Origin of the sequence: Streptomyces sp. PR69 (genome assembly GCF_026420845.1) — a bacterium.
Classification (GTDB): Bacteria; Actinomycetota; Actinomycetes; order Streptomycetales; family Streptomycetaceae; genus Streptomyces.
This window is the reverse complement of the sequence record NZ_JAOWCB010000010.1, coordinates 41,971-68,639: the sequence shown is the minus strand read 5'-3', so window position 1 is coordinate 68,639 and position 26,669 is coordinate 41,971. Positions and strand designations below refer to the sequence as shown.

At 68.3% G+C, this 26,669-nt stretch carries 26 protein-coding genes and 1 riboswitch; of the genes, 13 read left to right on the top strand and 13 right to left on the bottom strand.

Features of this window, described 5'->3' with window-relative positions; all coding sequences use genetic code 11:
• Nucleotides 1-21: 21 nt before the first annotated feature.
• Entirely contained in the window at nt 22-1,140 is a 1,119-nt protein-coding gene (locus tag OF819_RS12545) for a lipid II:glycine glycyltransferase FemX (RefSeq protein ID WP_267243548.1), read from the bottom strand.
• A 163-nt stretch (nt 1,141-1,303) separates the two neighbouring features.
• Nucleotides 1,304-1,612 carry a hypothetical protein gene (locus OF819_RS12540; protein ID WP_267243547.1) on the bottom strand — a complete coding sequence of 103 codons (309 nt, stop codon included), beginning with the start codon at nt 1,610-1,612 and terminating at the stop codon, nt 1,304-1,306.
• Between the two features lie 321 nt (nt 1,613-1,933).
• Between OF819_RS12540 and rpsF the strand changes: the two genes are divergently transcribed.
• The 4 genes from rpsF (at nt 1,934) to rplI (ending at nt 3,668) form a co-directional block, all read left to right on the top strand.
• Nucleotides 1,934-2,224 (top strand): 30S ribosomal protein S6, encoded by a 291-nt coding sequence (gene rpsF, locus OF819_RS12535; protein WP_004950685.1) that lies wholly within the window; start codon nt 1,934-1,936, stop codon nt 2,222-2,224.
• A 74-nt stretch (nt 2,225-2,298) separates the two neighbouring features.
• On the top strand, nt 2,299-2,895 hold the full coding sequence (locus OF819_RS12530; protein WP_267243546.1) for a single-stranded DNA-binding protein: 597 nt from the start codon (nt 2,299-2,301) through the stop codon (nt 2,893-2,895).
• A gap of 71 nt (nt 2,896-2,966) precedes the next feature.
• Nucleotides 2,967-3,203 (top strand): 30S ribosomal protein S18, encoded by a 237-nt coding sequence (rpsR, locus tag OF819_RS12525; protein ID WP_005315025.1) that lies wholly within the window; start codon nt 2,967-2,969, stop codon nt 3,201-3,203.
• Nucleotides 3,204-3,221: 18 nt separating this feature from the next.
• Nucleotides 3,222-3,668, top strand: coding sequence for a 50S ribosomal protein L9 (rplI, locus tag OF819_RS12520; protein ID WP_267243545.1), 447 nt, complete (start codon nt 3,222-3,224; stop codon nt 3,666-3,668).
• A 148-nt stretch (nt 3,669-3,816) separates the two neighbouring features.
• Here the strand turns inward: rplI and OF819_RS12515 are convergent, their stop codons facing one another.
• Entirely contained in the window at nt 3,817-5,154 is a 1,338-nt protein-coding gene (locus OF819_RS12515; protein WP_267243544.1) for an MATE family efflux transporter, read from the bottom strand.
• A gap of 452 nt (nt 5,155-5,606) precedes the next feature.
• Here OF819_RS12515 and dnaB point away from each other — a divergent pair, with 452 nt between their 5' ends.
• A complete protein-coding gene (dnaB, locus tag OF819_RS12510) occupies nt 5,607-7,070 on the top strand; it encodes a replicative DNA helicase (RefSeq protein WP_267243661.1) in 1,464 nt (487 codons plus the stop codon).
• Between the two features lie 366 nt (nt 7,071-7,436).
• On the opposite strand, the gene OF819_RS12505 is transcribed toward dnaB, so the two are convergent.
• Complete coding sequence (locus OF819_RS12505) at nt 7,437-8,000, bottom strand: dihydrofolate reductase family protein (RefSeq protein WP_267243543.1); 564 nt, start codon at nt 7,998-8,000, stop codon at nt 7,437-7,439.
• 278 nt (nt 8,001-8,278) lie between these two features.
• Here OF819_RS12505 and OF819_RS12500 point away from each other — a divergent pair, with 278 nt between their 5' ends.
• Complete coding sequence (locus OF819_RS12500) at nt 8,279-9,814, top strand: fused MFS/spermidine synthase (RefSeq protein ID WP_267243542.1); 1,536 nt, start codon at nt 8,279-8,281, stop codon at nt 9,812-9,814.
• Nucleotides 9,815-9,938: 124 nt separating this feature from the next.
• Here OF819_RS12500 and OF819_RS12495 read toward each other — a convergent pair whose 3' ends face one another.
• Complete coding sequence (locus tag OF819_RS12495; RefSeq protein ID WP_267243660.1) at nt 9,939-10,793, bottom strand: GNAT family N-acetyltransferase; 855 nt, start codon at nt 10,791-10,793, stop codon at nt 9,939-9,941.
• A 342-nt stretch (nt 10,794-11,135) separates the two neighbouring features.
• On the opposite strand from OF819_RS12495, the gene OF819_RS12490 reads away from it, so the two are divergent.
• On the top strand, nt 11,136-12,503 hold the full coding sequence (locus OF819_RS12490) for a globin domain-containing protein (protein ID WP_416370520.1): 1,368 nt from the start codon (nt 11,136-11,138) through the stop codon (nt 12,501-12,503).
• A gap of 35 nt (nt 12,504-12,538) precedes the next feature.
• Here OF819_RS12490 and OF819_RS12485 read toward each other — a convergent pair whose 3' ends face one another.
• The 4 genes from OF819_RS12485 to OF819_RS12470 all read right to left on the bottom strand — a co-directional run bounded on the left by OF819_RS12485 (nt 12,539) and on the right by OF819_RS12470 (nt 15,807).
• Nucleotides 12,539-13,018 (bottom strand): NUDIX domain-containing protein, encoded by a 480-nt coding sequence (locus OF819_RS12485; protein ID WP_267243540.1) that lies wholly within the window; start codon nt 13,016-13,018, stop codon nt 12,539-12,541.
• A gap of 80 nt (nt 13,019-13,098) precedes the next feature.
• Nucleotides 13,099-13,989 carry a LysR family transcriptional regulator gene (locus OF819_RS12480; protein ID WP_267243539.1) on the bottom strand — a complete coding sequence of 297 codons (891 nt, stop codon included), beginning with the start codon at nt 13,987-13,989 and terminating at the stop codon, nt 13,099-13,101.
• A 221-nt stretch (nt 13,990-14,210) separates the two neighbouring features.
• Complete coding sequence (locus OF819_RS12475; RefSeq protein ID WP_267243538.1) at nt 14,211-15,425, bottom strand: cystathionine gamma-lyase; 1,215 nt, start codon at nt 15,423-15,425, stop codon at nt 14,211-14,213.
• A 4-nt stretch (nt 15,426-15,429) separates the two neighbouring features.
• Complete coding sequence (locus OF819_RS12470; RefSeq protein ID WP_267243537.1) at nt 15,430-15,807, bottom strand: phage holin family protein; 378 nt, start codon at nt 15,805-15,807, stop codon at nt 15,430-15,432.
• Nucleotides 15,808-15,858: 51 nt separating this feature from the next.
• On the opposite strand from OF819_RS12470, the gene OF819_RS12465 reads away from it, so the two are divergent.
• The 4 genes from OF819_RS12465 to OF819_RS12450 all read left to right on the top strand — a co-directional run bounded on the left by OF819_RS12465 (nt 15,859) and on the right by OF819_RS12450 (nt 18,111).
• On the top strand, nt 15,859-16,176 hold the full coding sequence (locus tag OF819_RS12465; protein WP_267243536.1) for a cupin domain-containing protein: 318 nt from the start codon (nt 15,859-15,861) through the stop codon (nt 16,174-16,176).
• 157 nt (nt 16,177-16,333) lie between these two features.
• Nucleotides 16,334-16,546, top strand: a complete 213-nt coding sequence (locus OF819_RS12460) for a DUF5326 family protein (protein WP_267243535.1) — start codon at nt 16,334-16,336, stop codon at nt 16,544-16,546.
• A 251-nt stretch (nt 16,547-16,797) separates the two neighbouring features.
• A complete protein-coding gene (locus OF819_RS12455) occupies nt 16,798-17,523 on the top strand; it encodes an IclR family transcriptional regulator (RefSeq protein ID WP_267243534.1) in 726 nt (241 codons plus the stop codon).
• A gap of 144 nt (nt 17,524-17,667) precedes the next feature.
• Nucleotides 17,668-18,111: an SsgA family sporulation/cell division regulator gene (locus OF819_RS12450; protein WP_267243533.1), complete on the top strand. Its 444-nt coding sequence runs from the start codon at nt 17,668-17,670 to the stop codon at nt 18,109-18,111.
• 12 nt (nt 18,112-18,123) lie between these two features.
• Here the strand turns inward: OF819_RS12450 and OF819_RS12445 are convergent, their stop codons facing one another.
• Nucleotides 18,124-19,521, bottom strand: coding sequence for a YibE/F family protein (locus tag OF819_RS12445; RefSeq protein ID WP_267243532.1), 1,398 nt, complete (start codon nt 19,519-19,521; stop codon nt 18,124-18,126).
• Nucleotides 19,522-19,592: 71 nt separating this feature from the next.
• Nucleotides 19,593-19,727: riboswitch (TPP riboswitch) on the top strand.
• On the opposite strand from OF819_RS12445, the gene thiC reads away from it, so the two are divergent.
• A complete protein-coding gene (thiC, locus tag OF819_RS12440; protein ID WP_267243531.1) occupies nt 19,720-21,588 on the top strand; it encodes a phosphomethylpyrimidine synthase ThiC in 1,869 nt (622 codons plus the stop codon). (Overlaps the previous riboswitch by 8 nt.)
• Nucleotides 21,589-21,734: 146 nt before the next feature.
• On the opposite strand, the gene OF819_RS12435 is transcribed toward thiC, so the two are convergent.
• From OF819_RS12435 to OF819_RS12425, 3 genes are all read right to left on the bottom strand, one after another.
• Nucleotides 21,735-22,598 carry a hypothetical protein gene (locus OF819_RS12435; RefSeq protein ID WP_267243530.1) on the bottom strand — a complete coding sequence of 288 codons (864 nt, stop codon included), beginning with the start codon at nt 22,596-22,598 and terminating at the stop codon, nt 21,735-21,737.
• A gap of 148 nt (nt 22,599-22,746) precedes the next feature.
• A complete protein-coding gene (locus OF819_RS12430; RefSeq protein ID WP_323748919.1) occupies nt 22,747-23,829 on the bottom strand; it encodes a metallophosphoesterase in 1,083 nt (360 codons plus the stop codon).
• 171 nt (nt 23,830-24,000) lie between these two features.
• On the bottom strand, nt 24,001-25,113 hold the full coding sequence (locus tag OF819_RS12425) for a LacI family DNA-binding transcriptional regulator (protein ID WP_267243529.1): 1,113 nt from the start codon (nt 25,111-25,113) through the stop codon (nt 24,001-24,003).
• 434 nt (nt 25,114-25,547) lie between these two features.
• Here OF819_RS12425 and hisC point away from each other — a divergent pair, with 434 nt between their 5' ends.
• Nucleotides 25,548-26,627: a histidinol-phosphate transaminase gene (gene hisC / locus OF819_RS12420; RefSeq protein WP_267243528.1), complete on the top strand. Its 1,080-nt coding sequence runs from the start codon at nt 25,548-25,550 to the stop codon at nt 26,625-26,627.
• The last annotated feature ends 42 nt before the right edge of the window (nt 26,628-26,669 follow it).

Here is a 26,669-nt window from a genome sequence, read left to right as displayed (position 1 = left end):
CTAGAGGGGGCTGTGCCGCGGTCAGCGGCGGGACATATACATGTCCAGCGCCTTGTGGAGCAGCTTGTTGAGCGGGAAGTCCCACTCGCCCACGTACTCGACGGCCTCGCCGCCGGTGCCGACCTTGAACTGGATCAGTCCGAAGAGGTGGTCGGTCTCGTCCAGGGAGTCGCTGATTCCGCGCAGGTCGTAGACAGTGGCCCCCATCGCGTACGCATCGCGCAGCATCCGCCACTGCATCGCGTTCGACGGACGGACCTCGCGCTTGTGGTTGGCCGAGGCGCCGTATGAGTACCAGACGTGTCCACCGACGATCAGCATGGTCGCCGCGGCCACGTTCTCCCCTTCGTGGCGAGCGAAGTACAGACGCATGCGGTTGGGGTCCTCGGCGTTGAGGACGGTCCACATCCGCTGGAAGTACGACAGCGGGCGGGGCCGGAAGCGGTCGCGCTCGGCGGTCACCTCATAGAGCCGCTGCCACTCGGCGAGGTCGTCATAGCCGCCCTGGACGACCTCGACGCCCGCCTTGTCGGCCTTCTTGATATTGCGCCGCCACAGCTGGTTGAAGCCCTTCTGGACATCGTCGAGCGAGCGGTCGGCGAGCGGCACCTGGAAGACATAGCGCGGCTGGACGTCGCCGAAGCCGGCGCCGCCGTCCTCTCCCTGCTGCCAGCCCATCTTGCGCAGCCGGTCGGACACCTCGAAGGCGCGCGGCTCGATGTGCGTCGCCTCGACATCCCGGAGGCGCTTCACATCCGGGTCCTGGATGCCGGCCTTGATCGCTGCGGCGTTCCACCGCCGGATGACCACCGGGGGGCCCATCTTCACGGAGAAGGCGCCCTGCTGCTTGAGGTGGGCCAGCATCGGCTGCAGCCAGTCCTCGAGGTTCGGGGCGTACCAGTTGATGACGGGGCCCTCGGGGAGGTACGCGAGATAGCGCTTGATCTTGGGTAGCTGCCGGTAGAGCACCAGGCCCGCGCCCACGAGCTGATCGTGCTTGTCGAACCAGCCCAGATTCTCCGAACGCCACTCGGTCTTCACGTCCGCCCATGCCGGGACCTGGCAGTGACTGGCCGAGGGCAGGCTCTGGATATACGCCAGATGCTGCTCACGGCTGATGGTCCTCAGGGTCAGGCTCATTGCGGGGCGCTCCTCGGCTGGTGTGTCCCCATGGGTCAGGGGCTCCGGCTCTCGTGCCGAAGCCTACTGGGCGGGGAGAGCGCCCCGAATGGCCTGTGGATAACTCAGGTTGCCGGTTGCGGTTGCCCGTCGCCTGCTGCCAGCGCAGACATTCGCCGGGGCGTCAGCCGATGACCCCGCCGAAGAGTCCGCCGTGTGCCATGCCGAGGAAGAACCCCACGGCGGACGCGCCGAGCCCGATGATCAGCAGGAAGCGCTCGCGCGTGGTCGCCGAGATGTACTGCCCGTACGCCCCGGTGAGGATGCCCACGAGCCCCGACCACGAGCTGAGCAGATGCAGATCGTGGAACTGTGCCGATGTGAAGGACAGCGCGCCGAGCAGCAGTGTCACGACCATGAGGGTGTCCTGGACGGGGTGGGGCTTGCCGTCCGTGGCGAGCAGAGATCCGGAGGGACGCATTGTCTGTGCCATGAGGCACCTCCTGGCGTAGCCGGAGCGCGGCGCACTGTAGCGCCGCGCACACCCGATGTGTACAGATTGCGTCCGCCAGCCTGCGGATTTCAACCGGAAGCGGGTCGGCGGGTACTGTGTACGTTCTGCACTGGTGTCTGTCCAGGCCGGAAACGCGATTCCGAGAGCTGAACCCGACCCGACCGCGACGGTCGGCCGGGGCTCGTCAGACCGGATTGTCAGTGGCGGCTGTTTTACTCGTCAGACATCGGTGCCAACGCATCACGACCCTCCTGCCACGGAACGACCGTGGCCGCTGAGTCCAAAGGAGGTGGGTTACACATGCGTCACTACGAGGTGATGGTCATCCTCGACCCCGATCTCGAGGAGCGCGCTGTCTCCCCGCTGATCGAGAACTTCCTCTCCGTCGTCCGCGAGGGCAACGGAAAGGTGGAGAAGGTCGACACCTGGGGCCGTCGTCGTCTCGCTTACGAGATCAAGAAGAAGCCCGAGGGCATCTACTCGGTCATCGACCTGCAGGCCGAGCCTGCGGTCGTCAAGGAGCTCGACCGCCAGATGAACCTGAACGAGTCGGTCCTCCGGACCAAGGTCCTCCGTCCCGAGACCCACTGAGCGCCTAGCTCAGAGGTCATCGGGCCCGAGTAGCAGCAAGCAGCCAGAAGCAATCCCCGCCGAGAGGTTCATCCATGGCAGGCGAGACCGTCATCACGGTCGTCGGCAATCTCGTCGACGACCCCGAGCTGCGCTTCACCCCGTCCGGTGCGGCGGTCGCGAAGTTCCGCGTCGCGTCCACTCCCCGCACCTTCGACCGCCAGACCAATGAGTGGAAGGACGGCGAGAGCCTCTTCCTCACCTGCTCGGTCTGGCGTCAGGCCGCGGAGAACGTCGCCGAGTCGCTCCAGCGCGGCATGCGCGTCGTCGTTCAGGGCCGGCTCAAGCAGCGGTCCTACGAGGACCGCGAGGGCGTCAAGCGCACGGTCTTCGAGCTGGACGTCGACGAGGTCGGCCCCAGCCTTCGGAACGCGACCGCCAAGGTCACCAAGACCAGCGGCCGCGGCGCCCAGGGTGGATATGGCGGCGGGCAGCAGCAGGGCGGCGGCTGGGGCGGCGGCCCCGGCAGTGGTCAGCAGGGCGGCGGCGCTCCCGCCGACGACCCCTGGTCCACCAGCGCGCCGGCCGGCGGCGGCCAGCAGGGCGGCGGAGGAGGCTGGGGCGGCGGCTCCGGCGGCTCCGGCGGCTCCGGCGGTTCCGGCGGCGGCTACTCGGACGAGCCCCCCTTCTAAGGGGTCCTGGGCCCCTCAGGGGCTCCGGGGCAGCTCGTACCCCCACTTCTTGATCACACAGGAGATACACCATGGCGAAGCCGCCTGTGCGCAAGCCGAAGAAGAAGGTCTGCGCATTCTGCAAGGACAAGACCGCGTACGTGGACTACAAGGACACGAACATGCTGCGGAAGTTCATTTCCGACCGCGGCAAGATCCGTGCCCGCCGCGTCACCGGCAACTGCACGCAGCACCAGCGTGACGTCGCCACGGCCGTCAAGAACAGCCGTGAGATGGCACTGCTGCCCTACACGTCCACCGCGCGCTAAGGAGAGGGTGACCGGCATATGAAGATCATCCTCACCCACGAGGTCTCCGGCCTCGGCACCGCTGGCGACGTCGTCGACGTCAAGGACGGCTACGCTCGCAACTACCTGATCCCGCGGAACTTCGCGATCCGCTGGACCAAGGGCGGCGAGAAGGACGTGGCGCAGATCCGCCGCGCCCGCAAGATCCACGAGATCGCGACCATCGAGCAGGCCAACCAGATCAAGGCTCAGCTTGAGGCCGTCAAGGTGCGTCTGGCTGTTCGCTCCGGCGACGCCGGTCGTCTCTTCGGCTCCGTCACTCCGGCCGACATCGCTTCGGCGATTGAGGCTGCCGGTGGCCCGAAGGTCGACAAGCGCCGTGTCGAGCTCGGTTCGCCGATCAAGACCCTGGGCTCGCACCAGGTGTCCGTGCGTCTGCACCCCGAGGTCGCCGCGACTCTCGGCGTCGAGGTCATCGCCGCCTGAGTGAGCGCCTGACGTTTGCAGCCGAAAGGGGCCGCACTCTTGGAGTGCGGCCCCTTTTGCGTCGCTGTGTGAGTTGTCTGCTGTGCGTTGCCTCTCTGCGTTGTTTCACGTGAAACGTCGCGAGATGGCTGCCGTGAGGCCCTCAGCGCTACCGCGTCGCACCGGTCACGATCCAGAGTCCGGAGCGGGTACGCCACCACAAGGTCAGCATGCGCACCGCCATCATCAGCGCCATGGCCCACCACAGTGCGGTCAGCCCGCCGCCGAACGCGGGGACCAGCAGTGCGACCGGTGCGAATACGGCGAGGGTCACCAGCATGGCCCCGGCCAGATAGGGCCCGTCCCCAGCGCCCATCAGCACGCCGTCGAGAACGAAGACGACACCTGCGATCGGTTGGCTGACAGCGACGACCAGGAGCACCGGCAGCAGGGTGTCGTAGACAGCGGGGTCGCTGGTGAACAGCGGAATGAAGAGCGGTCGTGAGCCCGCCACCAGCAGCCCCAGCACCAGCCCGGCTGCCACACCCCATTCGACCATTCGTCGACAGGCCTGCCGTGCGCCCGCGGCGTCCCCTGCCCCCAGATACCGCCCGATGATCGCCTGGCCTGCGATGGCGATGGCGTCGAGCGCGAAGGCGAGCAGGCTCCACAGGGACAGCACGATCTGATGGGCGGCGATGTCGACGTCCCCGAGCCGTGCCGCCACCGCGGTGGCGATCATCAGTACAGCCCGAATCGACAGGGTGCGGATCAACAGTGGAACGCCGGCCTGAGCGCTCGCACGGATGCCTGCGGCATCCGGCCGGAGCGAGGCGCCGTGCTGCCGTGCTCCGCGGACCACGACGATGAGATAGGCGATGGCCATTGCGCACTGGGCGATGACGGTCCCCCAGGCGGACCCGGCGATGCCCAGGCCCGCGCCGTAGACGAGCAGTGCGTTCAGGGCGGCGTTCGATGCGAAACCGCCGATGGCGACGTAGAGGGGAGTCCGGGTGTTCTGCAGACCGCGCAGCACGCCGGTGGCCGCCAGGACTGTCAGCATGGCGGGGATGCCGAGGCTGGAGATGCGCAGATAGGTGATCGCATAGGGGGCCGCGGTGTCCGAGGCTCCGAAGGCGTGCACCAGCCAGGGCGCGGTGGGCAGTGCGACGGCGACGGCCGCGACGCCGAGCAGCAGGGCAAGCCAGACGCCGTCCATGCCCTGGCGGATGGCGGAGGCCAGATCGCCGGCGCCGACACGGCGGGCGACGGCTGCGGTGGTCGCATACGCAAGGAAGACGAAGACGTTGACGGCGGTCATCAGCAGGGCTGCCGCTACGCCCAGGCCTGCGAGCTGAGTGGTGCCGAGGTGGCCGATGATGGCGCTGTCGGCCATCACGAAGAGCGGTTCGGAGACCAGGGCGCCGAAGGCGGGGACGGCGAGCGCGATGATCTCTCGGTCGTGCCGGCGGCGGCGTTCCTTGGGCAGCTCGGGGGCCTGGGTCATGGCGGCAATCTAATCTTCCACAGGTAATAGATGCAACCAACTATCAGCCCTTACTTTGCGGGTCGGTGCGGCAACTGCTGTGCGCCGTTTGTTCTGATCTTGGTCCAGTCGGGAAAGTTTTTCTCCCCCACAGCCGGTGGATGGAGAAAGTGCAGGTCACATGGGGTGTGGCGGCAGGCTTGAGACTTTGTCCACAGCCCTGTCCCCTGCTCCGTGCACAGGTTCGCGGATGTTCTCCACAGCATCTGGTCCGTCATCCACACCCTGTCCCCCTTGCCTGTGGATAACCAGATTGGCTGACGGTGCCCGCGGGCCTACCGTGGACCGTCGCCTGACGCGCCGGAAGCGGAGTCTGGCAGCGCGTTTTGTCAGTGTCGTGCCGTAGGAAGAGGGGCACGGCGAGGTCCGCGGAGCGGACGGGAGGAGGTGGTCCGGTGAGCATTTCCGAGCCTGTGGACGACCCGTGGGCCGAGAGCAGCAGCCCCGGGGACCGTCTGCCCGTTTCCCGTCAGCGCCGTGGCGACGGCCGCACCGGCCGTGAGGACCAGCACGAGCGCGGTGTCGACCATGGCTGGGACGGCGGCTCGGCAGCGTTCGAGCGGGTGCCGCCCCAGGACCTCGACGCGGAGCAGTCCGTGCTGGGCGGCATGCTGCTGTCCAAGGACGCCATTGCCGATGTCGTGGAGATCATCAAGGGCCAGGACTTCTACCGGCCCGCCCATGAGACGGTCTATCAGGCGATTCTCGACCTCTACGCACGCGGTGAGCCGGCGGACCCGATCACCGTGGCCGCGGAGCTCGTGAAGCGCGGTGAGATCGCCAAGGTCGGCGGCGCCCCCTATCTGCATGGCCTGGTCCAGACGGTGCCCACCGCGGCCAATGCCTCGTACTACGCGGAGATCGTGCGTGAGCGTGCGGTCCTGCGCAGACTGGTGGAGGCCGGCACCAAGATCACGCAAATGGGCTATGCGGCCGACGGCGATGTCGACGAGATCGTGAACTCAGCTCAGGCGGAGATCTACGCGGTCACCGAGCAGCGCACCAGCGAGGACTATCTCCCGCTGGGCGAGATCATGGAGGGCGCCCTCGACGAGATCGAGGCGATCGGCTCCCGCAGCGGTGAGATGACCGGCGTGCCCACGGGTTTCACGGACTTCGACTCCCTGACGAACGGCTTGCATCCAGGCCAGATGATCGTCATCGCGGCGCGTCCGGCCATGGGCAAGTCCACGCTGGCGCTGGACTTCGCCCGCGCCTGCTCCATCAAGAACAATCTGCCGAGCGTGATCTTCTCCCTGGAAATGGGCCGCAACGAGATCGCGATGCGTCTGCTCTCCGCGGAGGCGCGGGTCGCCCTGCACCATATGCGTTCGGGCACCATGACCGACGAAGACTGGACCCGGCTGGCACGCCGGATGCCGGATGTGTCGCAGGCCCCGCTCTACATCGACGACTCGCCGAATCTGTCGATGATGGAGATCCGCGCCAAGTGCCGTCGGCTCAAGCAGCGCAACGATCTGAAGCTGGTCGTCATCGACTACCTCCAGCTGATGCAGTCCGGCGGCTCCCGCCGCGCGGAGAGCCGCCAGCAAGAGGTCTCGGACATGTCCCGGAACCTCAAGCTGCTCGCCAAGGAGCTGGAGATCCCCGTGATCGCCCTCTCCCAGCTGAACCGTGGCCCGGAACAGCGCACGGACAAGAAACCGATGGTCTCGGACCTGCGAGAGTCCGGCTCGATCGAGCAGGACGCGGACATGGTGATCCTTCTCCATCGCGAGGACGCCTACGAGAAGGAGTCCCCGCGCGCGGGCGAGGCCGACCTGATCGTCGCCAAGCACCGTAACGGCCCCACGGCGACCATCACCGTCGCCTTCCAGGGCCACTACTCCCGCTTTGTGGACATGGCCCAGACCTGAGCCGTCGGTGTAGGGTCTCAGATTTCGCACGGCACAGTCTCATCTCCGATAGCACATCGGCGGCACTTATGCCGTCTTCGTGAGACTCGCTGGTCGGGGTTCTCACCCTTTCGGATGGCGGGGTTCCGGCCCGCTCCGCCCTCAGCGCCTGGCTGACGCCCTTTGCTGTACAGGTCGTTGCCCGTGGGGTGGGTGTACGCGATGGACAGTGTCCGTGGCGGAGGGACAGGCCCGCAAACACATCCCGGATTACATCTTGACCACTGAGCAGTGGTGGATGTGAAGCTGCACTGCCAACTGTTCACCCCGGTGGTGGCGTTCACGTTCGCGTGGACCCGGCAGGCGGTCGAGTCGCGTGACGGGCGCTCAGCGCCTCGTCTCGTACCTGGTCAGGATCACGCCGCAGGGAAGTGTCCGCGTCTCCACCAGGTTCAGGTTCACCCAGTTGTCCAGCGCGGTGAAGAACGGCGTGCCGCCGCCCACCAGGACCGGCGCGGTGGCCAGCACGTACTCGTCAATCAGCCCGGCCCGCATGGCCGACCCGGCGAGCGTCGCGCCGCCGATGTCCATCGGGCCGCCGTCCTCGGCCTTGAGCCGGGTGATCTCGGCGACCGCGTCGCCGGTGACCAGGCGGGTGTTCCAGTCGACCTTGTCGATCGTCGAGGAGAACACCACCTTCGACATGTCCCGCCAGCGGCGCGCGAACTCGATCTCCGCCGGGGTGGCGTTGGGCTGCTGGTCGCCGGTCGGCCAGTAGGAGCTCATCGTCTGCCACAGCTTGCGCCCGTACAGCGTCAGGTCGGTCGCCTGCAACTGGTCGGACCAAAACTGGAACAGCTCGTCGCTCGGCTCGCTCCAGCCGATGTCGTCGCCGGGCGCGGCGATGTAGCCGTCCAGGGTCAGATTCATGCCGTAGATCAATTTCCGCATGGCGCCAGCCTTCCTTGAGTCGGTCTCACGCGTACAGACCGGCGCGGCGCGGGAAACTCATCGGTGCGCGATCTGAACTCGCATGTAGTCCTCGTGCTCGGTGGCTCAGCCGCAGACTCATCGTTCCGCCGAGGAAATGGCATCGATCTGAGACTGATCTTGGGTGACATCGCGGTGAGACAACCGCGAACCAGCAGGTAGCAGAAGATCGACATGTCATCGGCGGCGAGACCTACACGGCATGTGGCGATGCCGCGTCGCGTGTAAAGATGTCGGCCGTGACCGGATCGCCTTCCTCGCATGTCGCCGAGGGCGCGCCTCGCGGCAATGGCCTGGGTCCCCGTGCTGCCGTCGTGCTTGTGTTCGGGTCCTCGGCCGCAGTGCTGGTGGTCGAGATCGTCGCTTTGCGGCTGCTGGCTCCCTACCTCGGCCTCACCCTTGAGACCAGCACCATGGTGATCGGCATCGCCCTCACCGCGATCGCCCTCGGCTCCTGGCTGGGTGGGCGCATCGCCGACCAGGTCAATCCACGACGGCTCCTAGGGCCCTCGCTCGGGGTGTCGGGAGCGGTCGTGGCGCTTACTCCCGCCGTGCTGCGCACCACCGCCGAATGGGCGCCGGCGATGCTGTTGTTGACCGCGTCGCTGACCATCCTCGTGCCGGGCGCGCTGCTCTCTGCGGTGACGCCGATCGTGACCAAGCTGCGTCTGACCCGCCTCGCCGAGACCGGAACGGTTGTCGGCCGACTGTCCGGCGTCGGCACCGTCGGCGCAATCGCCGGAACCGTCCTCACCGGCTTCGTCCTGGTGTCGCGGTTGCCGGTCAGCGGCATCCTGATCGGCCTTGGAACACTGCTGGTGGTCGGTGCGGCGCTGGTTGAGTGGCGAACGCGCGGATGGAGCAGCACCCCTGCCCTCACACTCGCAGTCGTTTCCGGCGGCCTCGCCACCATGGTCGCGCCCGGTGGCTGCGATACGGAGACCAGGTACCACTGCGCACGGGTTGTCGCCGACCCCGACCGGGGCGTCGGCCGCACGCTCGTTCTGGACGGCTTGCGGCACTCCTACGTCGACATCGACGATCCGACCTTCCTTGAGTTCACCTATGTGCGCGCCATCGCGGCGGTGGTCGATGCCGCCTTTCCCGAAGGTGAGCCACTTGCTGCCCACCATCTGGGCGGCGGCGGGCTCACCCTTCCCCGTTATCTGGCAGCCACGCGGCCCGGGACCCGCAGCCTTGTATCCGAGGTCGACAGCGGGGTCGTGCGCATCAACCGCGACCGACTCGGTCTGAGACCAGAAGCCGGTATCGATGTACGTGCCGAGGACGGCAGGCTCGGTGTGCGGCGACTGGACGCCGGCAGTCGTGACCTCGTCGTAGGCGACGCCTTCGGGGGCGTCAGCGTGCCGTGGCACCTCACTACGGTGGAAGCGATGACTGACGTACGGCGGGTGCTCAACAAGGACGGCCTGTATGTCGCCAACCTCATCGATCACGGTGGTCTGGCCTTCGCACGTGCCGAAGTAGCCACCCTCAGCGAGATCTTCGAGCACGTCGCCCTCGTCGGCGCGCCCGCCGACATCGGCCTCGACCCGGCTGCCACCCCCGAGGGCGGCAATCTGGTGGTGCTCGCCGCCAAGCGACCGGTCGACCTACGCGCGGCCCAGGAAGCACTGGACTCCCGGCAGACCGGCTGGAAGATCGCCACTGGTGACGCCCTCGCCTCGTGGATCGGCGATGCGTCACTGCTCACCGACGACTACGCCCCCGTCGACCAGCTCCTCCAGCCCTACCGCCCACACAGCAGTCGGTGAAAGGACACACGTCCAAGCGCTGCTGCCCGAGCTCTCCGAGGATCCCGGGCTGATGGCTCCCGCCGGGCCGCGCTCACGCTCCGCAGCCTAGGCGGCGGCCGCGGGCGTCGCGGGCGTCGTGGGTTCAGCCGGCGGCGACGGTCAGAGGCGCGAAGCGGCGGGTCCAGTCGCCGGGCAGGGCCGGGATGCCATGGGTCATCACCGCGTTGTGGGCGATCGACTCCAGCCCCTGGGCCTTCAGCCAGGTGAGCAGCTCCTTATGTCGAACATCGATGTCCGTACGGAGCGGCCGATCGGCCTCCACCGCAAGCGAGGCGATCAAGCCCTTGGCCGTTTCCGTGTTATGGGCGATCAGGGGGCCGACCACGTAGGTGTCCATGTTGGGCCAGGCCGCGGCGAACCCGGTCAGTGCGCCGGCGTCTTCCGCGACCCGGAGCTGATCGGCGAAGGCGGGGAGGCGGGCGATGATATGAGTGCGGTCCTGCCCGAAAACCTCGGCGTCCAGCTTCAGAATGGCCTGGAGGTCATCGGCTGTGGCCGGGCGGGTGCTCACCCGGGGCGTTCGCCCGGAGAGCATGAAGGGGCCGCGGACCATTTCGGCCCGGCCGGTCGTGGCAAAGCCCAGCTGTTCATACAGAGGTTGCCCGTTCGGTGTGGCGTGCAGGGTGAGCGGGGTGCCTTCGTACTCCTTCAGTACATGCCGCATCAGCCGCTTTCCGATGCCCTGGCGCGCATGCCGTTCGGCCACCAGCACCATGCCGACAGCGCTGAGCCCGGGTCCGTACGACGTGACGACGCAGCCGGCGATCAGCCCCTTGCCCTGAGGGTCGTCGATTCCGTAACCCGTGCCGGCACTGAGGAGAAGACCCCACTTGTGCTCCTCGCGAGGCCAGCCGCGATCCTCCGACAGATCGGCGCAGGAGTGGAGGTCGTCCAAGGTCAGACGCCTGATGGGCAGTGCGGCAACGGATGTCGGCATGGGGATCAGGCTGTCGGATCTGTTGATCGTTCGTCCAGCGTTTTCCACGATCTGACCAAGATCCACAAGTGGCGCCCGCTCCGGAAGCCGGTTTCACGTGAAACATCCAGCCGAGAAGCGTCACGTGGAGATCGGGCATTGGGTCTGTGCGGAAACCGGGTCAGGGACTGGACAGGCGTGCTACGGCCAAAGTCACATTCCGGTGCCGGTTCTTCCGAATCCATGAGCGGCCAAACGTTAGTGTGGGCTGGGCGCAGTCCTGGGCAGGGCGGGAAATCAAGGCACTTCCGGATCGGCGGATGTGCAGGGACCGACCGAAAGATGTTCGAGGCGAGGCACACGATGGACGCTCCGACCACTACGTCGGCCGGAAACGGCACCTCGGGGGGAAGTTCTTCCGATGGGCGGGGAGGGGGCGGCGGATGGTTCACCCCTCGTATGGCACCGTCCCCCCGCCGTGCCGACGCCTCCGCCGAGACACCTGAACAGAGTCCTGCGGAGGCCGAGCGGGCCATGGGGGAGGAGACGGGACGGGGGCGAATACCTCTGCCGCGGCGCACCTCGGCCTCCGCCCCGGCCGAGCCGGGCGATTCGGCCGGTGCTTCGCCTGACGCGATGCTGATCCGGCGCACCATGGCCGAGATCGCGCCGGTCGCGGACAAGGTCACCTCGTACTTCTACGCGCTGCTCTTCGTCCGCCACCCCGAACTGCGGTCCCTCTTCCCCGCCGCCATGGACGCCCAGCGCGACCGTCTGCTCAAGGCCCTGCTGACGGCTGCGGAGCATATGGACAACGCCGCGGTGCTGACCGACTATCTGCGCAACCTGGGCCGCGGCCACCGCAAGTACGGCACCGAGCCCGGTCACTACCCGGCCGTCGGCGAGGCGTTGATCGGCGCGCTGACCCGGTATGCCACGACCACCTGGGACGAGGAGACCGAGGCGGCCTGGGTGCGCACCTATACGGCAATCTCGCAGATCATGATCGACGCGGCATCCGAGGACGAACGCCGCGCGCCCGCGTGGTGGGAGGCCGAGGTGGTCTCGCACGAGCTCAGGACCCCCGATATCGCGATCGTCATGGTCCGGCCCCATCAGCCGTATCCGTTTCTGGCAGGGCAGTACACCAGCCTTGAGACACCCTGGTGGCCGCGGGTCTGGCGGCACTACTCCTTCGCGGGGGCGCCCCGCCCGGACGGCCTGCTCTCCTTCCATGTGAAGGCGGTTCCGGCCGGCTGGGTCTCCAATGCCCTGGTCCACCACGCCCGCCCGGGCGATGTGCTGCGCCTAGGCCCGCCCGGCGGCTCCATGACCGTCGATCACAGCACCGACAGCGGACTGCTCTGCCTTGGCGGCGGCACGGGCATCGCTCCCATCAAGGCGCTGGTCGAGGATGTCGCCGAGCATGGCGAGCGGCGGCCTGTCGAGGTCTTCTACGGGGCGCGCACGGACGTCGACCTCTACGACATCGACACCATGCTGCGGCTTCAGCAGTCGCATCCCTGGCTCTCGGTGCGCGCGGTGGTCGACGACCGGTCGCAGTTCCCGGACGCCGTGCGCGAGTTCGGCCCCTGGTACGAGTACGACGCCTATCTCTCGGGTCCGCCCGGCATGATCCGCAGCGGCGTCGACGCGCTGCGGGGCGCCGGCATCCCGTCGGAGCGGATCCGCCATGACTCGCTTGAGGAGCTCGTCGGCACGGCCGACTGACGCCCTTGGCCGGCTGACCGTGAGACGCCCGGCGGTCAGCCCAGGTCGGGGGCGTGCATCGCCCGTACGCCCTCGATGTTGCCGTCCAGATAGTGCCGCAGGGACAGCGGCACCAGGTGCACCGCGGCGATGCCGACCCGGCTGAACGGCACCCGTACGATCTCGTACTCGCCGAGGGGCTCGTCGACCTCCGGCCCATGACGTCGCGCCGGGTCCATCGACTCCAGTCGGCAGACGAAGAAGTGCTGCACCTTCACTCCGGTCACACCGCCCTCGGCGATGTGCTCCACGGTGTCCACAAAACACGGCACCACATCGGTGATCTTCGCACCGAGCTCTTCGTCGACCTCCCGGTGGAGGGCGTCGACGACGGTCGCGTCGCCCGGCTCGACCCCGCCGCCCGGAGTCAGCCAGTAGGGATCCACCCCGGGCTTGGTGCGCTTGATCAGGACGAGATCGTCTCCGTCGAGGAGGATGGCGCGTGCGGTGCGCTTGACCACCGGTCGTTCGGTCATGGCAAGAGAGTCGCCCGCACCGGCGGCTCTGAAACTCCCCTCGGCTCTGCGGTGGCCCTCTCATCGGCCGGGAGAGGCCGTCACCAGTCCACGGCGGCCCGCAGCAGGCGCTCATGCGCCCGTGCGATATGCGGGAGGGCGAGCGTTCCGGTGCGTACGACCAGGAAGTAGGTGCGCAGCGGCGGCACCGGAGGCTCCAGCAGGGCGGCCACCCGGCCCTCTGCCAGGGCTTCCTCGCACAGATAGCGCGGCAGGACGGCGAGCCCGGCCCCCGCTGCCGTCGCCTCCAGCACGGCCCGCAGGTCGGGCGCGATGACGGCTGCGGCGGCGGCCGGCTTGGACTCGAAGACCGCGGACCAGTAGCGGGAGACCAGCGGCAGCGACTCATGGACCTCCACGACCGGCAACTGCTCCAGCAGCACGCGGCCCTCGCGCAGGACGTCGGGACCGAGCCGGGCGGCCCAGCGCGGCGCGGCGACCAGGACGTGCTCCTCGTCGCACAGCGGGGTCGAGGCGAGCAGCCGGCCGCGCGGCCGCGCGGTGGCGATGGCCAGATCGTGGTGGCCCGCGGCAAGCCCGTCCAGCGTCTCTTCGGAGGTTCCGAAGGCGGCCCGCACGGCGAGCCCCTGGCCGATCAGCGGGGTGAGGGCGGGCAGCGCGCGCTGCGAGGTGAATTCGGGGGGCCCGGCCAGATGCAGGGTCCGTACCCCGGACTCCTCGTCCAGCCCGGCTTCGGCGATCTCGACCAGGGCGTCCAGATGCGGTGCCGCGCGGTGGGCCAGCTCGTCGCCGATGGTGGTGGGGGTGACGCCGCGGGCCTGACGGAGGAAGAGCGGGCGGCCGAGCTGCCGTTCCAGGGTGCGGATCTGCCCGGTCACGGCGGGCTGCGAGAGCCCGAGAAGCGCGGCGGCGCGGGTGAAGGAGCCGGCCCGGTGCACTGTGACGAATGTGCGCAGCAGGGCCAGATCCATGCCGTGCCCCTCCCGACCCGACCTTTCCCCCGGACCAGTCCAACTATAAATAAGTCGATAGGTTGCTGTCGCTACTGTGATTGGACACTGACGCAGAGTCAACTAGCCTTGTTGACGCGGTCCTTGAAGCGGCTCTGCACGCTCGGATCGCCCGGCGGTCCGAGCCAGGAGGGGGGAGGCTCGGACCGCCTCGTTCAGCCTGCCGCCTTGCGCGTCGCGGCTCAGTCCTCCGCCGCCTCGTCCGCCGCCTCGTCCGCGGCCCTGTCGAGCGCCCGGAGAACGTCCGTCACCAGGTCGTCCGTGTCCTCGATCCCCGCCGAGAAGCGGATGAAACCCTCCGGCACCGCATCGCCGCCCCAGCGGCCGCGTCGCTCCGCGGTGGACCGGACGCCCCCGAAGCTGGTGGCGTCGTCGACCAGCGTCAGCCGGGACAGAAACCGCTCGGCATGGGCGCGGTCGGGCAGGGTGAAGGAGACGACACAGCCGTGGCGCCGCATCTGCCGTGAGGCGGTTGGGTACGAGGGGTCGGACGGCAGCCCCGGATAGCGCACCGCCTGCACATCCGCCGGGCCGCCGGGCCCGGCTCGCCGGCTCAGCGCTTTCGCGAGCGCCAGCGCATTGGCGCACTGGCGGTCGGCACGCAGCTGCACGGTGGCCAGCGAACGGTGCGCCAGCCAGGCCTCCATCGGCCCGGGAATGGCCCCGACGACCTTCCGCCAGCGCCGCACGTCGGCCGCGAGCTCGGCATCACGGCAGGCCACATGGCCGAGCAGCAGATCGCCATGGCCTGTTGTCCCCTTGGTGTCGCTGGCCACCGAGAAATCCGCACCCAGCTGGAGGGGGCGCTGTCCGAGAGGGGTCGCGAGCGTGTTGTCGACGGCGACGAGCGCGCCCGCGGCGTGGGCGGCCCTGGTCAGCCGCCGGATGTCACAGACCTCAAGACCCGGGTTGGACGGCGACTCGATCCAAAGCAGTCGTGCGCCGTCCAGCAGGCCGAGCTGGGCGTCGCCGCCGGTGGGGGCGGTCCGCACCTCGACCCCGTATGTCCGCAGCTGCTCCCCCAGCAGCGGCAGCGCCTGGTAGCCGTCATCCGGCAGGACCACCGCGTCATTGGCCCGCAGCTGGGAGAACAGCACCGCCGACACGGCCGCCATGCCGGAGGCGAAGACGACCGTCTCGACGCTCTCCCCGGGCGCCTCCAGCTCTCCCACGGCCTGTTCCAGCCGCGTCCACGTCGGATTCTCGTCGCGGCCGTAGGTGTACGGGCCCGTCGGCTCGCCCGGCAGATGGAAGTGGGCGGCGAAGACCGGACCCGGCAGCGCGGGCTCGTACGGCACGGGTTCGGGCAGTCCCGCCCGTACCGCCCTGGTGCCGTCGCCCGGCAGACCGCCCGACGGGCCGTCGGCCCGGTTTCCCGGCTCGCCATGGCCGCTCATCCGGTCAGTCCTTGTCCGGCAGGGCCACGTTCATCGCCCAGGAGACGATGGAGATGACCAGCGCGCCCCCGACAGCGGTCCAGAAGCCGTCGACATGGAAGTTCAGGTCGAGAGTGTCGGCGAGATACGAGGTCAGCAGTAGCATCAGTGCGTTGATCACCAGGGTGATCAGCCCGAGGGTGAGGATGAAGAGCGGCAGCGTGAGCAGCTTCACCACCGGCTTGACGATGACGTTGACCAGACCGAAGAGCAGGGCCACCAGAATCAGCGTCATGGTCTTCTTGCCGGTGCTCTCACCGGTGAGGGTGATGTCCTGGAAGAGCCAGATGGCGACCGCCAGAGCCACCGCGTTGGCGATCGTCTTGACTACGAAATTCATCATGTGTCTGATCGTGGCAGACGCGATCGGGTGAAGGGCAGGGGCGGACAGGCGATGAAGGCATTCCGACTGGACGAGCTGGAGGCTGAGCGCGTCGCCAACCAAGGCGCATACCTCCAGTTCCTGCGTGAGCGGAACATGTCGGTCGGGCTGTACGCACTGGACGCGGGGGAGCTGGATCCACAGCTTCCGCACAACCAGGACGAGGTCTACTTCGTCGTGAGCGGGCGTGCGTCGATCACCGTGGGCACGGAGACGACCGAGGCGGCGCGGGGCAGCGTGATCTATGTGCCGGCCGGGGTTCCGCACAAGTTCCACCACATCACCGAGGACCTGAGGGTGATGGTGGTCTTCTCTCCGCCGGAGGGCTGACGGCCGCGCCCGGCGGTCCCTAGGGGTTCATTCAGGGGTTATCAAGGGCTGTCGAACCCCCGCTCACCACCCCCGTACGCCTAGCATCGATACCGAGAGAACGCAGCGAGTCTCTTTCAGACAGCGAGTCTTCAGAAGTGAGGTAGGGACGATGGCCGTGCGGGAGATATTCGCCGGGATGCCCTGGTGGGTCAAGTGGGTTGCGGTGCCCGTCATCGCCCTTGTCCTGTTCGGGGGGATGATCGCCAGCGTCGTCGGCTTTGTGATCAGTCTGCTCTTCAAGGTGCTGCTCTTCGTCGCGCTGGTCGGCGGGCTCATCTTCGTTGTGAGGAAGTTCATATCGTCGTCGGGCTCACGCGGCGACTGGTAGAGCGGAGCTCGCACACCCTCGCCCCCGGCGTTAGCCCGCAGGGGGGAACGCTCCAGGCAAACCCCTTGCCCGGACAGGGCCTGCCCCTACAGTGGCAAAGCTCTGCCGCCCTTGCGGTCGACAGAAGGGGTGGCGGGTGCGCGGGGGCGGCCCCCGCGGGCGGGCCCGCAGCCCGTCACCACGCCTGGGGGTGACCATTGGCCACGGCAACAACGGCGACTCATGCCGCTGCCCCTACGCTGATCGGCTCGGTGCAGCGAGCGCTCAGACTTCTGGAGGCCGTGGGCTCCCACCCGGACGGAGCCCCCGCCAAGCAGCTCGCACGGGAAGCCGGGCTCCCCCTGCCCACCGCCTATCACCTGCTGCGCACCCTGACGCACGAGGACTATCTCCGGCGTGAGAACGGGGTGTTCGTCCTCGGCGCTTCGGTGAGCCGCCTGGCCATGGATGTGGCACAGCAGAATCGTCTGACCAAACTCGAGGAGTCATTGACGCACTGGCGGGACGCGATCGGGGTGCCCGTCTACTTCGCGGTCTACCGCGAGGGTGAAATCGAAATCGTCGCCGTTGCCGACACCCCCTATGCGCCCGCCGTCGACGAGTGGGCGGACTTCCGCGAGACCGGGCATGCGCATGCGCTGGGCCAGTGTCTGCTCAGCCAGCTCGATGAACCGGCCCGCCTCGACCATCTGGACCGGCATCCCGTCCAGGCCATCACCCCGTACACCGTGCGCGATCAGCGCACGCTGCTGGAGCGGCTGAGTGCGATGGGCCGTATGGAGCCCGTCGTGGAGCGGCAGGAATACGCGCTGGGCACCGTGTGCGCCGCGATTCCGATCACCGCCGGCTCCGGCGCCGCCGCGATGGCCATTTCGCTGCCGTCCGATCAGCAGGGACGTCTGCTTCCGGCGGCGGAGCAGTTGCGCAGCGGAATTGGCCAACTTCTGAGCTCCCTTGCCTTCTCTATCAGTATCTGAAAAATCACTGCTTGTGATCAGGTGCTGCTTCCAGCACGATGGCGTCAAGTGGGCTGCTCAAGAAGGCCGATGGGGCATTCCGGAGCAGTATCGCATTTTCACCATGAATTTCATTTCATTGCTTCATCTGCTGTGGGGTATCTGATGCGCGAGTCGGTCCAGGCCGAGGTTCTGATGTGCTTTCTGGTCTCGGAGGAGCTCTCCTTCAAGATCCCAGTGGAGCTGTGTTATGACACAGAAGATCCCTATGCGGTGCGTATGACCTTCCATCTCCCCGGTGATGCGCCGGTGACCTGGGCGTTCGGTCGGGAGCTGCTGCTCGACGGCGTCAACGCCCCGGCGGGACACGGTGATGTGCGTATCGCGCCGCTGGATTACGGCGAATCAGGGGCGCTGCGCGATGTGACCATCAGGCTGCAGGTCGGGGGTGACCGGGCGCTGTTCCGGGTGGGCGCGGCGCCTCTGGTGGCCTTCCTCGACCGTACGGATGCGCTGGTGCCGCTGGGGCAGGAGGGTGCGCTCTCCGGCTTTGAGGGCAATCTGGAGGCCACGCTCGGGCGGATCCTCGCCGAGGAGAACGCAGGCTGAGCAGCGCCTCGGCTACTTGCCGCGTCGGCGACGGCCCCGGCCGCCCCGCCGCGGACTGGTTGGCTTCTCCCCCGAGGCCGTGCCGCCGGCCCCCGGGCCGCCTGTCCCGCCCCCCGTACCGCCCCCCGTACCGGTCCCCGGGCCGGCGGCCGCTTCCGCGGGTCGGTCGGCCGAGACGACGAGCGCCGCAAGCCCCGTCGTCAGCGGCACCGAGGCGACCAGCCCGATCGAGCCCACCAGCGTCCGTACGATCTCCTGCGCCACCAGCTCGCTGTTGGCCACCGTCACCACACTGCTCTGCGCGATGGAGAAGAGCAGCAGCAGCGGAAGCGCCGCGCCCGCATAGGCGAGGACGAGCGTATTGACCACGGACGCGATGTGGTCGCGGCCGATCCGGATGGCGGCCTGATACAGCTTGCGCGGCCCCATCCGGGGGTCCGCCTGGTGCAGTTCCCAGACCGCGGAGGTCTGTGTCACCGTCACATCGTCGAGCACACCGAGCGATCCGATGATCACCCCGGCCAGCAGCAGTCCGCTCATATCGATGTCCGGGTACAGGCCGTGGATCAGACCGGTGTAGTCGTCGGTGTTGCCGGTCAGACTGGCCCAGTCGATGAAGACGGAGCCGAGCAGTCCGATCAGCAGCAGCGAGATCAATGTGCCGAGCACGGCCACCGAGGTGCGTGCGGTGATGCCATGACAGGCATAGAGCGCGATCAGCATGATCGCGCTGGCTCCGACCACGGCCACGACCAGCGGATTCGAGCCCTGCAGAATCGCCGGCAGGATGAACAGCGTCAGCACGGCGAACGATGTCGCCAATGCGATCAGTGCCATCACCCCGCGCATTCGGCCCACCAGAATCACTGCAAGCGCGAAGATTCCGGCAAGCAGGGCAATCGGGAGTTTTCTATCTACGTCGATCACGGAGTACTGGAGATCGCGCGGCGCGTCCGGCGCAAAGGCCACCACCACGCCCTGCCCCTCCTCCAACTGCCGCGGAGCGTCGGGCTGCACGATTTCGACAAAGGTCCGCCCCTTGTCCGGCCCGCTGGTGACCTCCACCGTCGTCCGCTTGCAGATGCCCTGCTGGGAGTTGATCGCCTCGCGTCCCTCCGGTGTCGAGGTGTCTCCGGTCGGAGGGACCTGCGCGGCGTTCACCTCCGCGCAGTCCACCTCTTCGACCTCGACGACCTTGCCCTGGTAGGTCTGCCGGTCGAAGCCCACACCGGTGCGCTCATGCGGCGGCGCACCGCCGGGCCAGAGCACGGCGAGGCCGACGAAGACCGCGGTGGCGAAAGGAATCAGCACCGCGGCGATCACTCTGCGGAGATGCTGAGAGACAGGCGCGGCGGGCCCGTGGGCATGGCTGTGGCCGTGGTGTTCGGGCGTCTGCGGCGAGGAAGTCACCGACCGATCATCGCAAGAACGGGGGCACCCCTCTGTTCAGCACGCCAGAAATGACGCTAGCGTGGTGGCACCTTTGCACACGCGGGAGCTCGGAGCACCGGGCTGAGAGGGCGCTGACCTCCGTACGACGAGTACGGAAACCGCTGCGTCGACCGCCGAACCTGTTACCGGGTAATGCCGGCGTAGGGAGTAGGTCTTATGACCACATCGGACGTTTCACGCACGCCTGCCTCCGCTCAGGGCGATTCCGCTGAGGGCGCTTCCACCCAGAGCGCTCCGGGTGATCCGGGTGCTCTCGGCGCCCCGAGCGGCGAGGCCGGGAAGTCCATCGGCTGGCACAAGGGATACGTCGGGGGCCCAGCGGGCTCACGCGCCGACATCCGGGTGCCCGTCCGCAAGGTGCACCTCACCAACGGCAAGGACGTGACCCTGTACGACACGTCCGGGCCGTACACCGACCCGAACGTCGAGACCGATGTACGCCGGGGGCTGCCCCCGCTGCGGGAGAACTGGATCATCGGCCGGGGCGACACGGAGGAGTACGCGGGCCGTCCGGTACGCCCCGAGGACGACGGGATCAAGCACACATCGCCGCGCGGCGGCCTGCGCAATCTCGACGCCGTCTTCCCCGGACGCCCGCGCCAGCCCCGCCGGGGCCGCGGCGGCCAGGCCGTCACCCAGCTCGCCTATGCCCGCCGGGGTGAGATCACCCCGGAGATGGAGTTCGTCGCGATCCGCGAGAACGTCTCGCCCGAGGTCGTACGCGAGGAGATCGCGGCCGGCCGGGCCGTGCTGCCCGCCAATGTCAACCACCCGGAGATCGAGCCGATGATCATCGGCAAGCGGTTCCTGGTGAAGGTCAACGCGAACATCGGCAACTCAGCGGTCACCTCCTCCATCGAGGAAGAGGTCGAGAAGATGACCTGGGCGACCCGCTGGGGCGCGGACACGGTCATGGACCTGTCGACCGGCCGCAATATCCACACCACGCGCGAGTGGGTGCTGCGGAACTCCCCCGTCCCGATCGGGACCGTGCCGCTCTACCAGGCCCTGGAGAAGGTCGACGGCAAGGCCGAGGAGCTGACCTGGGAGATCTACAAGGACACGGTCATCGAGCAGGCCGAGCAGGGCGTGGACTATATGACGGTCCACGCGGGCGTGCTGCTGCGCTATGTGCCGCTGACCGCGCGCCGAAAGACCGGCATCGTCTCGCGCGGCGGCTCGATCATGGCGGCGTGGTGTCTGGCGCACCACAAGGAGTCGTTCCTGTACGAGAACTTCGAGGAGCTCTGCGAGATCCTCGCCGCGTACGACGTGACGTACTCCCTCGGAGACGGTCTGCGGCCCGGTTCGATCGCGGACGCCAATGACGAGGCGCAGTTCGCCGAGTTGAGGACGCTCGGGGAGCTCAACCGGATCGCCAAGCGGCACAACGTACAGACGATGATCGAGGGTCCGGGCCATGTCCCGATGCACAAGATCAAGGAGAATGTCGATCTGCAGCAGGAGATCTGCGAGGAGGCGCCCTTCTACACCCTGGGGCCCCTGACGACCGATGTGGCGCCGGCCTACGACCACATCACCTCCGGCATCGGCGCCGCCATGATCGCCTGGTGGGGCACTGCCATGCTGTGCTACGTCACGCCCAAGGAGCATCTGGGCCTGCCGGACCGCGACGATGTGAAGACCGGCGTCATCACCTACAAGATCGCTGCGCATGCGGCGGATCTCGCCAAGGGGCACCCCGGGGCGCAGGAGTGGGACGACGCGCTGTCGGACGCCCGTTTTGAGTTCCGGTGGGAGGACCAGTTCAATCTGGCCCTCGACCCGGACACGGCGCGGGAGTACCACGACGCGACGCTTCCGGCGGAGCCGGCGAAGACCGCGCACTTCTGCTCCATGTGCGGGCCGAAGTTCTGCTCGATGAAGATCAGCCGGAGCATTACGGAACAGTTCGGCGGCGGCGCGTCCGGGGCGACGGACGACGAGATCGCCGAGGGCATGCTCCAGAAGTCCAAGGAGTTCGCAGCCGCGGGCAACCGCGTGTATCTCCCGCTGGCGGACTGAGGGCCTGAGGGCCTGAGGCCTGACGGCCGACCGGGCACGGAACGGCCCGCGACCCACGGGGGGCCGCGGGCCGTCCGTCCGGGCCGGTTCGGCGTTCCGCGCTCCGCGGGGATGGGGCCGGTCGTCTCGGGCCGGGGGCAGCGGGATCAGTCCGGTCGGCGTTCGGGGCTTTCGGGGCCGGAGCTGCCGTAGTCCTGGCCGCCGAAGTCCGGGCTGGTGAAGTCCGGCCCGCTGTAGCCGATCTTGGGCATACGGCTGGTGGGGCGGAGCGATGGCGCTGTGCCGTCTGCGGAGGCGTCGCCCGCATGAGCATGGCTCTGGCCGGGAACGGTCCCCTGCGTTGCGTCCGGGGCGGTGAGGGCGGCCTCAAGGAAGGGCAGGATGCCCCGCACGAGGAGGGCTTCTCGCCAGGCGTCCCTGGCGCGGGACAGCTCGTCGGGTACGGCTGAGGCCGAGGCGTCCGCGGAGACCTGGGTCGGGCCGTTGCGCAGGGCCGTGACCAGCAGTCCGACCGCCGCGGCGAATATGCCCACCGCCGTGAGCGCGCCGAAGAGCCAGCCCGCGGTGAGCAGCGTCTCGGCGAAGGCCGGGGTGGGGCTGAGGAGCTTCAGGATGTAGCCGACGGTCAGGAATATCGCTGCGGCGGCCCCGGCCAGGACCGGCGCGAGCACGGTGATCACGGCCCCGAGGCCGGCGCCGCGTTCCGCGACGGCCTCGCCGGCGGGGCCGGAGGGGGCGGGGGCCTGCACCGAGTGGTGCGCGGAGGCGGAGGTCGCGGAGGTGCGCAGCTCCTCGCGGACCTTGACGTAGTGCTCGTACTCGGCTGTCGCGGACGCGGTGATCAGCGCGGTGGCGTTCAGGGCCATCGCGCGAAGCTGTTCGGTGGACAGACGCCGTCTGGCGGTGGCCGGTTCAGAGCGGTGTCGGGCAGTGCGCAGCGCCTCGTCGAGGAGGCGCCCGTACTCGGCGCGGTCCTCGGCCATCAGGTGCTCAGCGCTGTTCATGTGCATCCCCCGATGCTCCGTAGGGCCGGATCGCCTGTGTCGAGCGGGCAGTCGGGCGGAAACGGAGGAGAGCCTGCTACGGATAAGCCGATGGTAGAGCGGTCACGGTGCGGGGAGACAGAGGGTTTCCGCAAATCGCCCGTCCCGGAACGGTTCAGATGTGCAGGGGAAGCTGTGCCACAAGGAGTTTTCCGGCCATGGTGACGCCGCCGTCCATGGCGATGGCGAGCCCGTCCGCATACACATGCGGGCCTTTGACGACCGGCTGTTCGCCTTCCTCGCCGTCTTCGGTGCCGACCTCGCCGAGCAGATACGGAATGGGGCTGTGGCCGTGCACGATGCGCCGGCCGCCGTAGGTGTCGAGAAGCTCGCGCACGGCCAGCGGTCCGGTCTCGTCATCGCGGAAGGCGAAGCGCTTGGTGAACTTGCGGAACAGATCCCAGCATTCGTCGGCGTCATTGCGGTTGAGGATGTCATGGACCGTGTCATTGACATCGGCGATTGTGTCGCCGTACTCCAGATAGGCGGTTGTGTCCGAGTGCAGCAGCAGGTGCTCATCCTCTTCCATGACCGCGTCGAGCCGGGACATCCACTGCAGATGGACATCCTGCAGCCGGTCCATATCGGACTTCTGGCCGCCGTTGAGGAGCCAGGCGGCCTGGAAAGTGGCCGTGCCCGCCCCTGAGTTGACGGGAGTGTCGCCGAAGCGCTTGGCCCCGAGCAGCAGCAGCTCGTGATTGCCCATCAGGGCCTTGCAGTAGCCGCCGGCGGCCGCGGCCTCGGCGGAGAGCCGCATGACGAGGTCGATGACGCCGATGCCGTCCGGGCCCCGGTCGGTGAAGTCGCCGAGGAACCACAGGCGGGTGTTGCCCGCGGCCCAGTGGCCTTCCGAGTCGATGAGGCCCTGCGCGGTCAGTGCCGCGACGAGTTCGTCGAGATAGCCGTGGACGTCGCCGACGACATAGAGCGGGCCGAGACCCTCGGGGGCGGGCGTCGGGGACGGGGTGATCTGTACCTGCAGCGTGTGGCCGGGGCCTTCGCCCAGCACGGGCAGATCCCGCTCGGTGGGGGTGTAGCCGTCCGGCTCGCTCTCGGGTACGGCGTTGCCGGGGTGGTCCATGTGATCCGGGTGGCCCGGAGAGTGCGACTGCACCGGAACCTGCGCATAGGGCGGTACGCGGAAGTCACGCAACGTCGCCGTCCGCACCGCGGGTCCCTGACCGGCCCCCTGAGTCATCGACCCCTCCACCACCGTTGCGCCGTTCACCACTCGGTCCAGCCTGGTCGGGGTGGCCCGCGGTGTCGTGCGCCCATCATAGGAATGAGGTCCCCGCTCTGTGACGCACCAGGGGTGGTGAATCCGCACGCACTCCTGGTTCGCCGATTGATTCGTCCCTTTTGGGAATGTCTAGTCCTGCGCCGGGGAGCGCGGAGGGCTGACTTTCGTCCGCGGTGCGCGGCGCTGCGAGGAGGTGCGGACGATCAGCTCCGTCGGTATCACCTGCTCGACCGGCCGGTTCTCGTCGATGCCCTCGATGGCGTCGATCAGGAGCTGGACGACGGCTGTGCCGATCCGGCGCGGTTTGAGCGAGAGAGTGGTGATCGGCGGCTCGGTGGTGGCGTACACGGTCGACTCGCTGCAGCACACGAGCAGCAGATCCTCGGGCACGCGCAGCCCGTACCGCCGCGCGGCGGCGAGCAGATCGGTGCCGTTGGGGTCGAAGAGCCCGTAGACGGCGTCGGGACGGTCGGGCCGGGCGAGCAGCCGGTCGGCTGCGACGGCCCCGGCGCAGGGGTCGTGGGCCGGGTAGGTCTCGTACACCGGCTCCTGGCCGACCCGCTCGCACCAGTTCAGATAGGCCGTGGTCGACAGCCGGGTGTAGGTGTCGGTGGTGTTGCCGGTGAGCAGGCCGATGCGCCGGGCGCCCGCGGCGGCGAGATGTTCGAGCAGGTCGAGCACGGCGGCTTCGTGGTCGTTGTCGACCCAGGCGGTGACGGGAAGGGTGCCGGCGGGCCGGCCGTCGGAGACCACGGGCAGGCCCTGGCGGACGAGTTCGGTGACGACCGGGTCGTGGTCGGAGGGGTCGATGACGACGGTGCCGTCGAGGGCGACGTTCGACCAGACGTCATGGCGTGAGGTGGCGGGGAGGATCACCAGGGCGTAGCCGCGGGCGAGCGCCGCAGAGGTGGCGGCTCTGGCCATTTCGGCGAAATAGGCGAACTCGGTGAAGGTGAAAGGTTCATCCCCGTATGTCGTGACTGTCAGACCGATCAGGCCGGATTTTCCGGTGCGCAGTGTGCGGGCCGCGGCGGACGGGCGGTAGCCGAGCCGGTCGGCGACCTCCCGGACGTGGCGGCGGGTGGCGTCGGGGAGACGGCCCTTGCCGTTGAGCGCGTCGGAGACAGTCGTGATGGAGACACCGGCTGCTGCGGCGACGTCTCGGATGCCCGCGCGGCTCTGCCGGCTGCCCCGACGGGATGTGTCCGTCCGGCTCACCTGGTGCTTCCCTGCTGCTGTCATGGCGAGCCGATAGTAGGGCGAGGGCGGGTGGTTGAGCCGGTCGCATATTCACTCGTTGACAGGTACGTTTCTGCACGGGTAGGTCATTTCAATTGCCTTGGAAACAGAGGGAGTTGCCCCTTGTCGACGTAGTGTCTCGGGCCCATGGCGGCATGGGCCTGGCATGCGGGCGAAGTTTCGAAGAGGTCTCAACTCACCACTACGGGGGACGCGCGCCACGGAGCGAGCCACCAGCGCGTGGCATTGCAGGGGGCGCGCGGCCTGCTGAACGCGCGCCTGATGCGGCCCCACCCGGACCGCTCCTGGACCGCTCGTGCGCACCAACTTGGTCACGGCATTCGCAGCGGGCCCGAATCCTCATAAGGTGAGAAGCATTGAGCGTCGGCGGTGAGATCGGCGATATCGAGGATGTGGAAGGTCGAGGAGGACCTGCGGTGAGCGAGACGACCCCCAAGCTGCGCCCCGAGCTGGACGGCATCCCCACCTACAAGCCGGGCAGGCCGGCCGCCGCCGGCGGGCCGGTCGCATACAAGCTGTCCTCCAACGAGAACCCGTATCCGCCGCTGCCGGGTGTGATGGAGAGCGCGCTGGCCGCCGCCCAGTCCTTCAACCGCTACCCGGACATGGCGTGCACCGGGCTGATGGAGGAGCTCGCGGACCGCTTCGGGGTGCCGGTCACCCATCTGGCGACCGGCACCGGTTCGGTCGGCGTCGCACAGTCGCTGCTGCAGTCCACGTCCGGGCCGGGCGACGAGGTCATCTTCGCCTGGCGGTCGTTCGAGGCGTACCCGATCATCACCCAGATCAGCGGGGCGACGGCGGTGCGGGTGCCGCTGACCGAGGGCGAGGTCCACGACCTCGACGCCATGGCCGAGGCGATCACCGGCCGGACCCGGCTGATTTTCGTCTGCAACCCCAACAACCCGACCGGCACGGTGGTGCGCCGAGCCGAGCTGGAACGGTTCCTCGACCGGGTCCCCTCCGATGTCCTGGTGGTGCTCGACGAGGCATACCGCGAGTTCATCCGGGACCCCGAGGTCCCCGACGGCATCGAGATCTACCGTGACCGCCCCAATGTGGCGGTGCTGCGCACCTTCTCCAAGGCGTACGGGCTGGCCGGCCTGCGGGTCGGATTCGCCGTGGCCCATGAGCCGGTCGCGGACGCGCTGCGCAAGACCGCGGTCCCGTTCGGCGTGAGCCAGCTCGCTCAGGACGCCGCGGTGGCCTCGCTGCGGGCGGAGGACGAGCTGCTGGGGCGGGTCGGCTCCCTGGTCACCGAGCGGGCGCGGGTCTACGAGGGCCTGGTGGAGCAGGGCTGGACGGTCCCCGAGACACAGGCGAACTTCGTCTGGCTGCGGCTCGGGGACCGTACGGTCGACTTCGCCGCGGCCTGTGAGAAGGCCGGGGTGGTCATCCGGCCGTTCGCGGGCGAGGGCGTACGCGTCACCATCGGAGAGCCCGAGGCGAACGACATCTTCCTCAAGGCGGCGGAGGGTTTCCGCAAGGAAGCGTGACCAGGCGTCTGCCGTCTGCCATCTGTCGGCCCGGCCCGGCCC

Excerpts from the sequence above, each read along its gene's own strand:
- OF819_RS12545 (WP_267243548.1), bottom strand. The coding sequence starts at position 1,140 with ATGAGCCTGACCCTGAGGACCATCAGCCGTGAGCAGCATCTGGCGTAT.
- OF819_RS12540 (WP_267243547.1), bottom strand. The coding sequence starts at position 1,612 with ATGGCACAGACAATGCGTCCCTCCGGATCTCTGCTCGCCACGGACGGC.
- rpsF (WP_004950685.1), top strand. The coding sequence starts at position 1,934 with ATGCGTCACTACGAGGTGATGGTCATCCTCGACCCCGATCTCGAGGAG.
- OF819_RS12530 (WP_267243546.1), top strand. The coding sequence starts at position 2,299 with ATGGCAGGCGAGACCGTCATCACGGTCGTCGGCAATCTCGTCGACGAC.
- rpsR (WP_005315025.1), top strand. The coding sequence starts at position 2,967 with ATGGCGAAGCCGCCTGTGCGCAAGCCGAAGAAGAAGGTCTGCGCATTC.
- rplI (WP_267243545.1), top strand. The coding sequence starts at position 3,222 with ATGAAGATCATCCTCACCCACGAGGTCTCCGGCCTCGGCACCGCTGGC.
- OF819_RS12515 (WP_267243544.1), bottom strand. The coding sequence starts at position 5,154 with ATGACCCAGGCCCCCGAGCTGCCCAAGGAACGCCGCCGCCGGCACGAC.
- OF819_RS12505 (WP_267243543.1), bottom strand. The coding sequence starts at position 8,000 with ATGCGGAAATTGATCTACGGCATGAATCTGACCCTGGACGGCTACATC.
- OF819_RS12495 (WP_267243660.1), bottom strand. The coding sequence starts at position 10,793 with ATGCCGACATCCGTTGCCGCACTGCCCATCAGGCGTCTGACCTTGGAC.
- OF819_RS12490 (WP_416370520.1), top strand. The coding sequence starts at position 11,136 with ATGGACGCTCCGACCACTACGTCGGCCGGAAACGGCACCTCGGGGGGA.
- OF819_RS12485 (WP_267243540.1), bottom strand. The coding sequence starts at position 13,018 with ATGACCGAACGACCGGTGGTCAAGCGCACCGCACGCGCCATCCTCCTC.
- OF819_RS12480 (WP_267243539.1), bottom strand. The coding sequence starts at position 13,989 with ATGGATCTGGCCCTGCTGCGCACATTCGTCACAGTGCACCGGGCCGGC.
- OF819_RS12475 (WP_267243538.1), bottom strand. The coding sequence starts at position 15,425 with ATGAGCGGCCATGGCGAGCCGGGAAACCGGGCCGACGGCCCGTCGGGC.
- OF819_RS12470 (WP_267243537.1), bottom strand. The coding sequence starts at position 15,807 with ATGATGAATTTCGTAGTCAAGACGATCGCCAACGCGGTGGCTCTGGCG.
- OF819_RS12465 (WP_267243536.1), top strand. The coding sequence starts at position 15,859 with ATGAAGGCATTCCGACTGGACGAGCTGGAGGCTGAGCGCGTCGCCAAC.
- OF819_RS12450 (WP_267243533.1), top strand. The coding sequence starts at position 17,668 with ATGCGCGAGTCGGTCCAGGCCGAGGTTCTGATGTGCTTTCTGGTCTCG.
- thiC (WP_267243531.1), top strand. The coding sequence starts at position 19,720 with ATGACCACATCGGACGTTTCACGCACGCCTGCCTCCGCTCAGGGCGAT.
- OF819_RS12435 (WP_267243530.1), bottom strand. The coding sequence starts at position 22,598 with ATGCACATGAACAGCGCTGAGCACCTGATGGCCGAGGACCGCGCCGAG.
- OF819_RS12430 (WP_323748919.1), bottom strand. The coding sequence starts at position 23,829 with ATGACTCAGGGGGCCGGTCAGGGACCCGCGGTGCGGACGGCGACGTTG.
- OF819_RS12425 (WP_267243529.1), bottom strand. The coding sequence starts at position 25,113 with ATGACAGCAGCAGGGAAGCACCAGGTGAGCCGGACGGACACATCCCGT.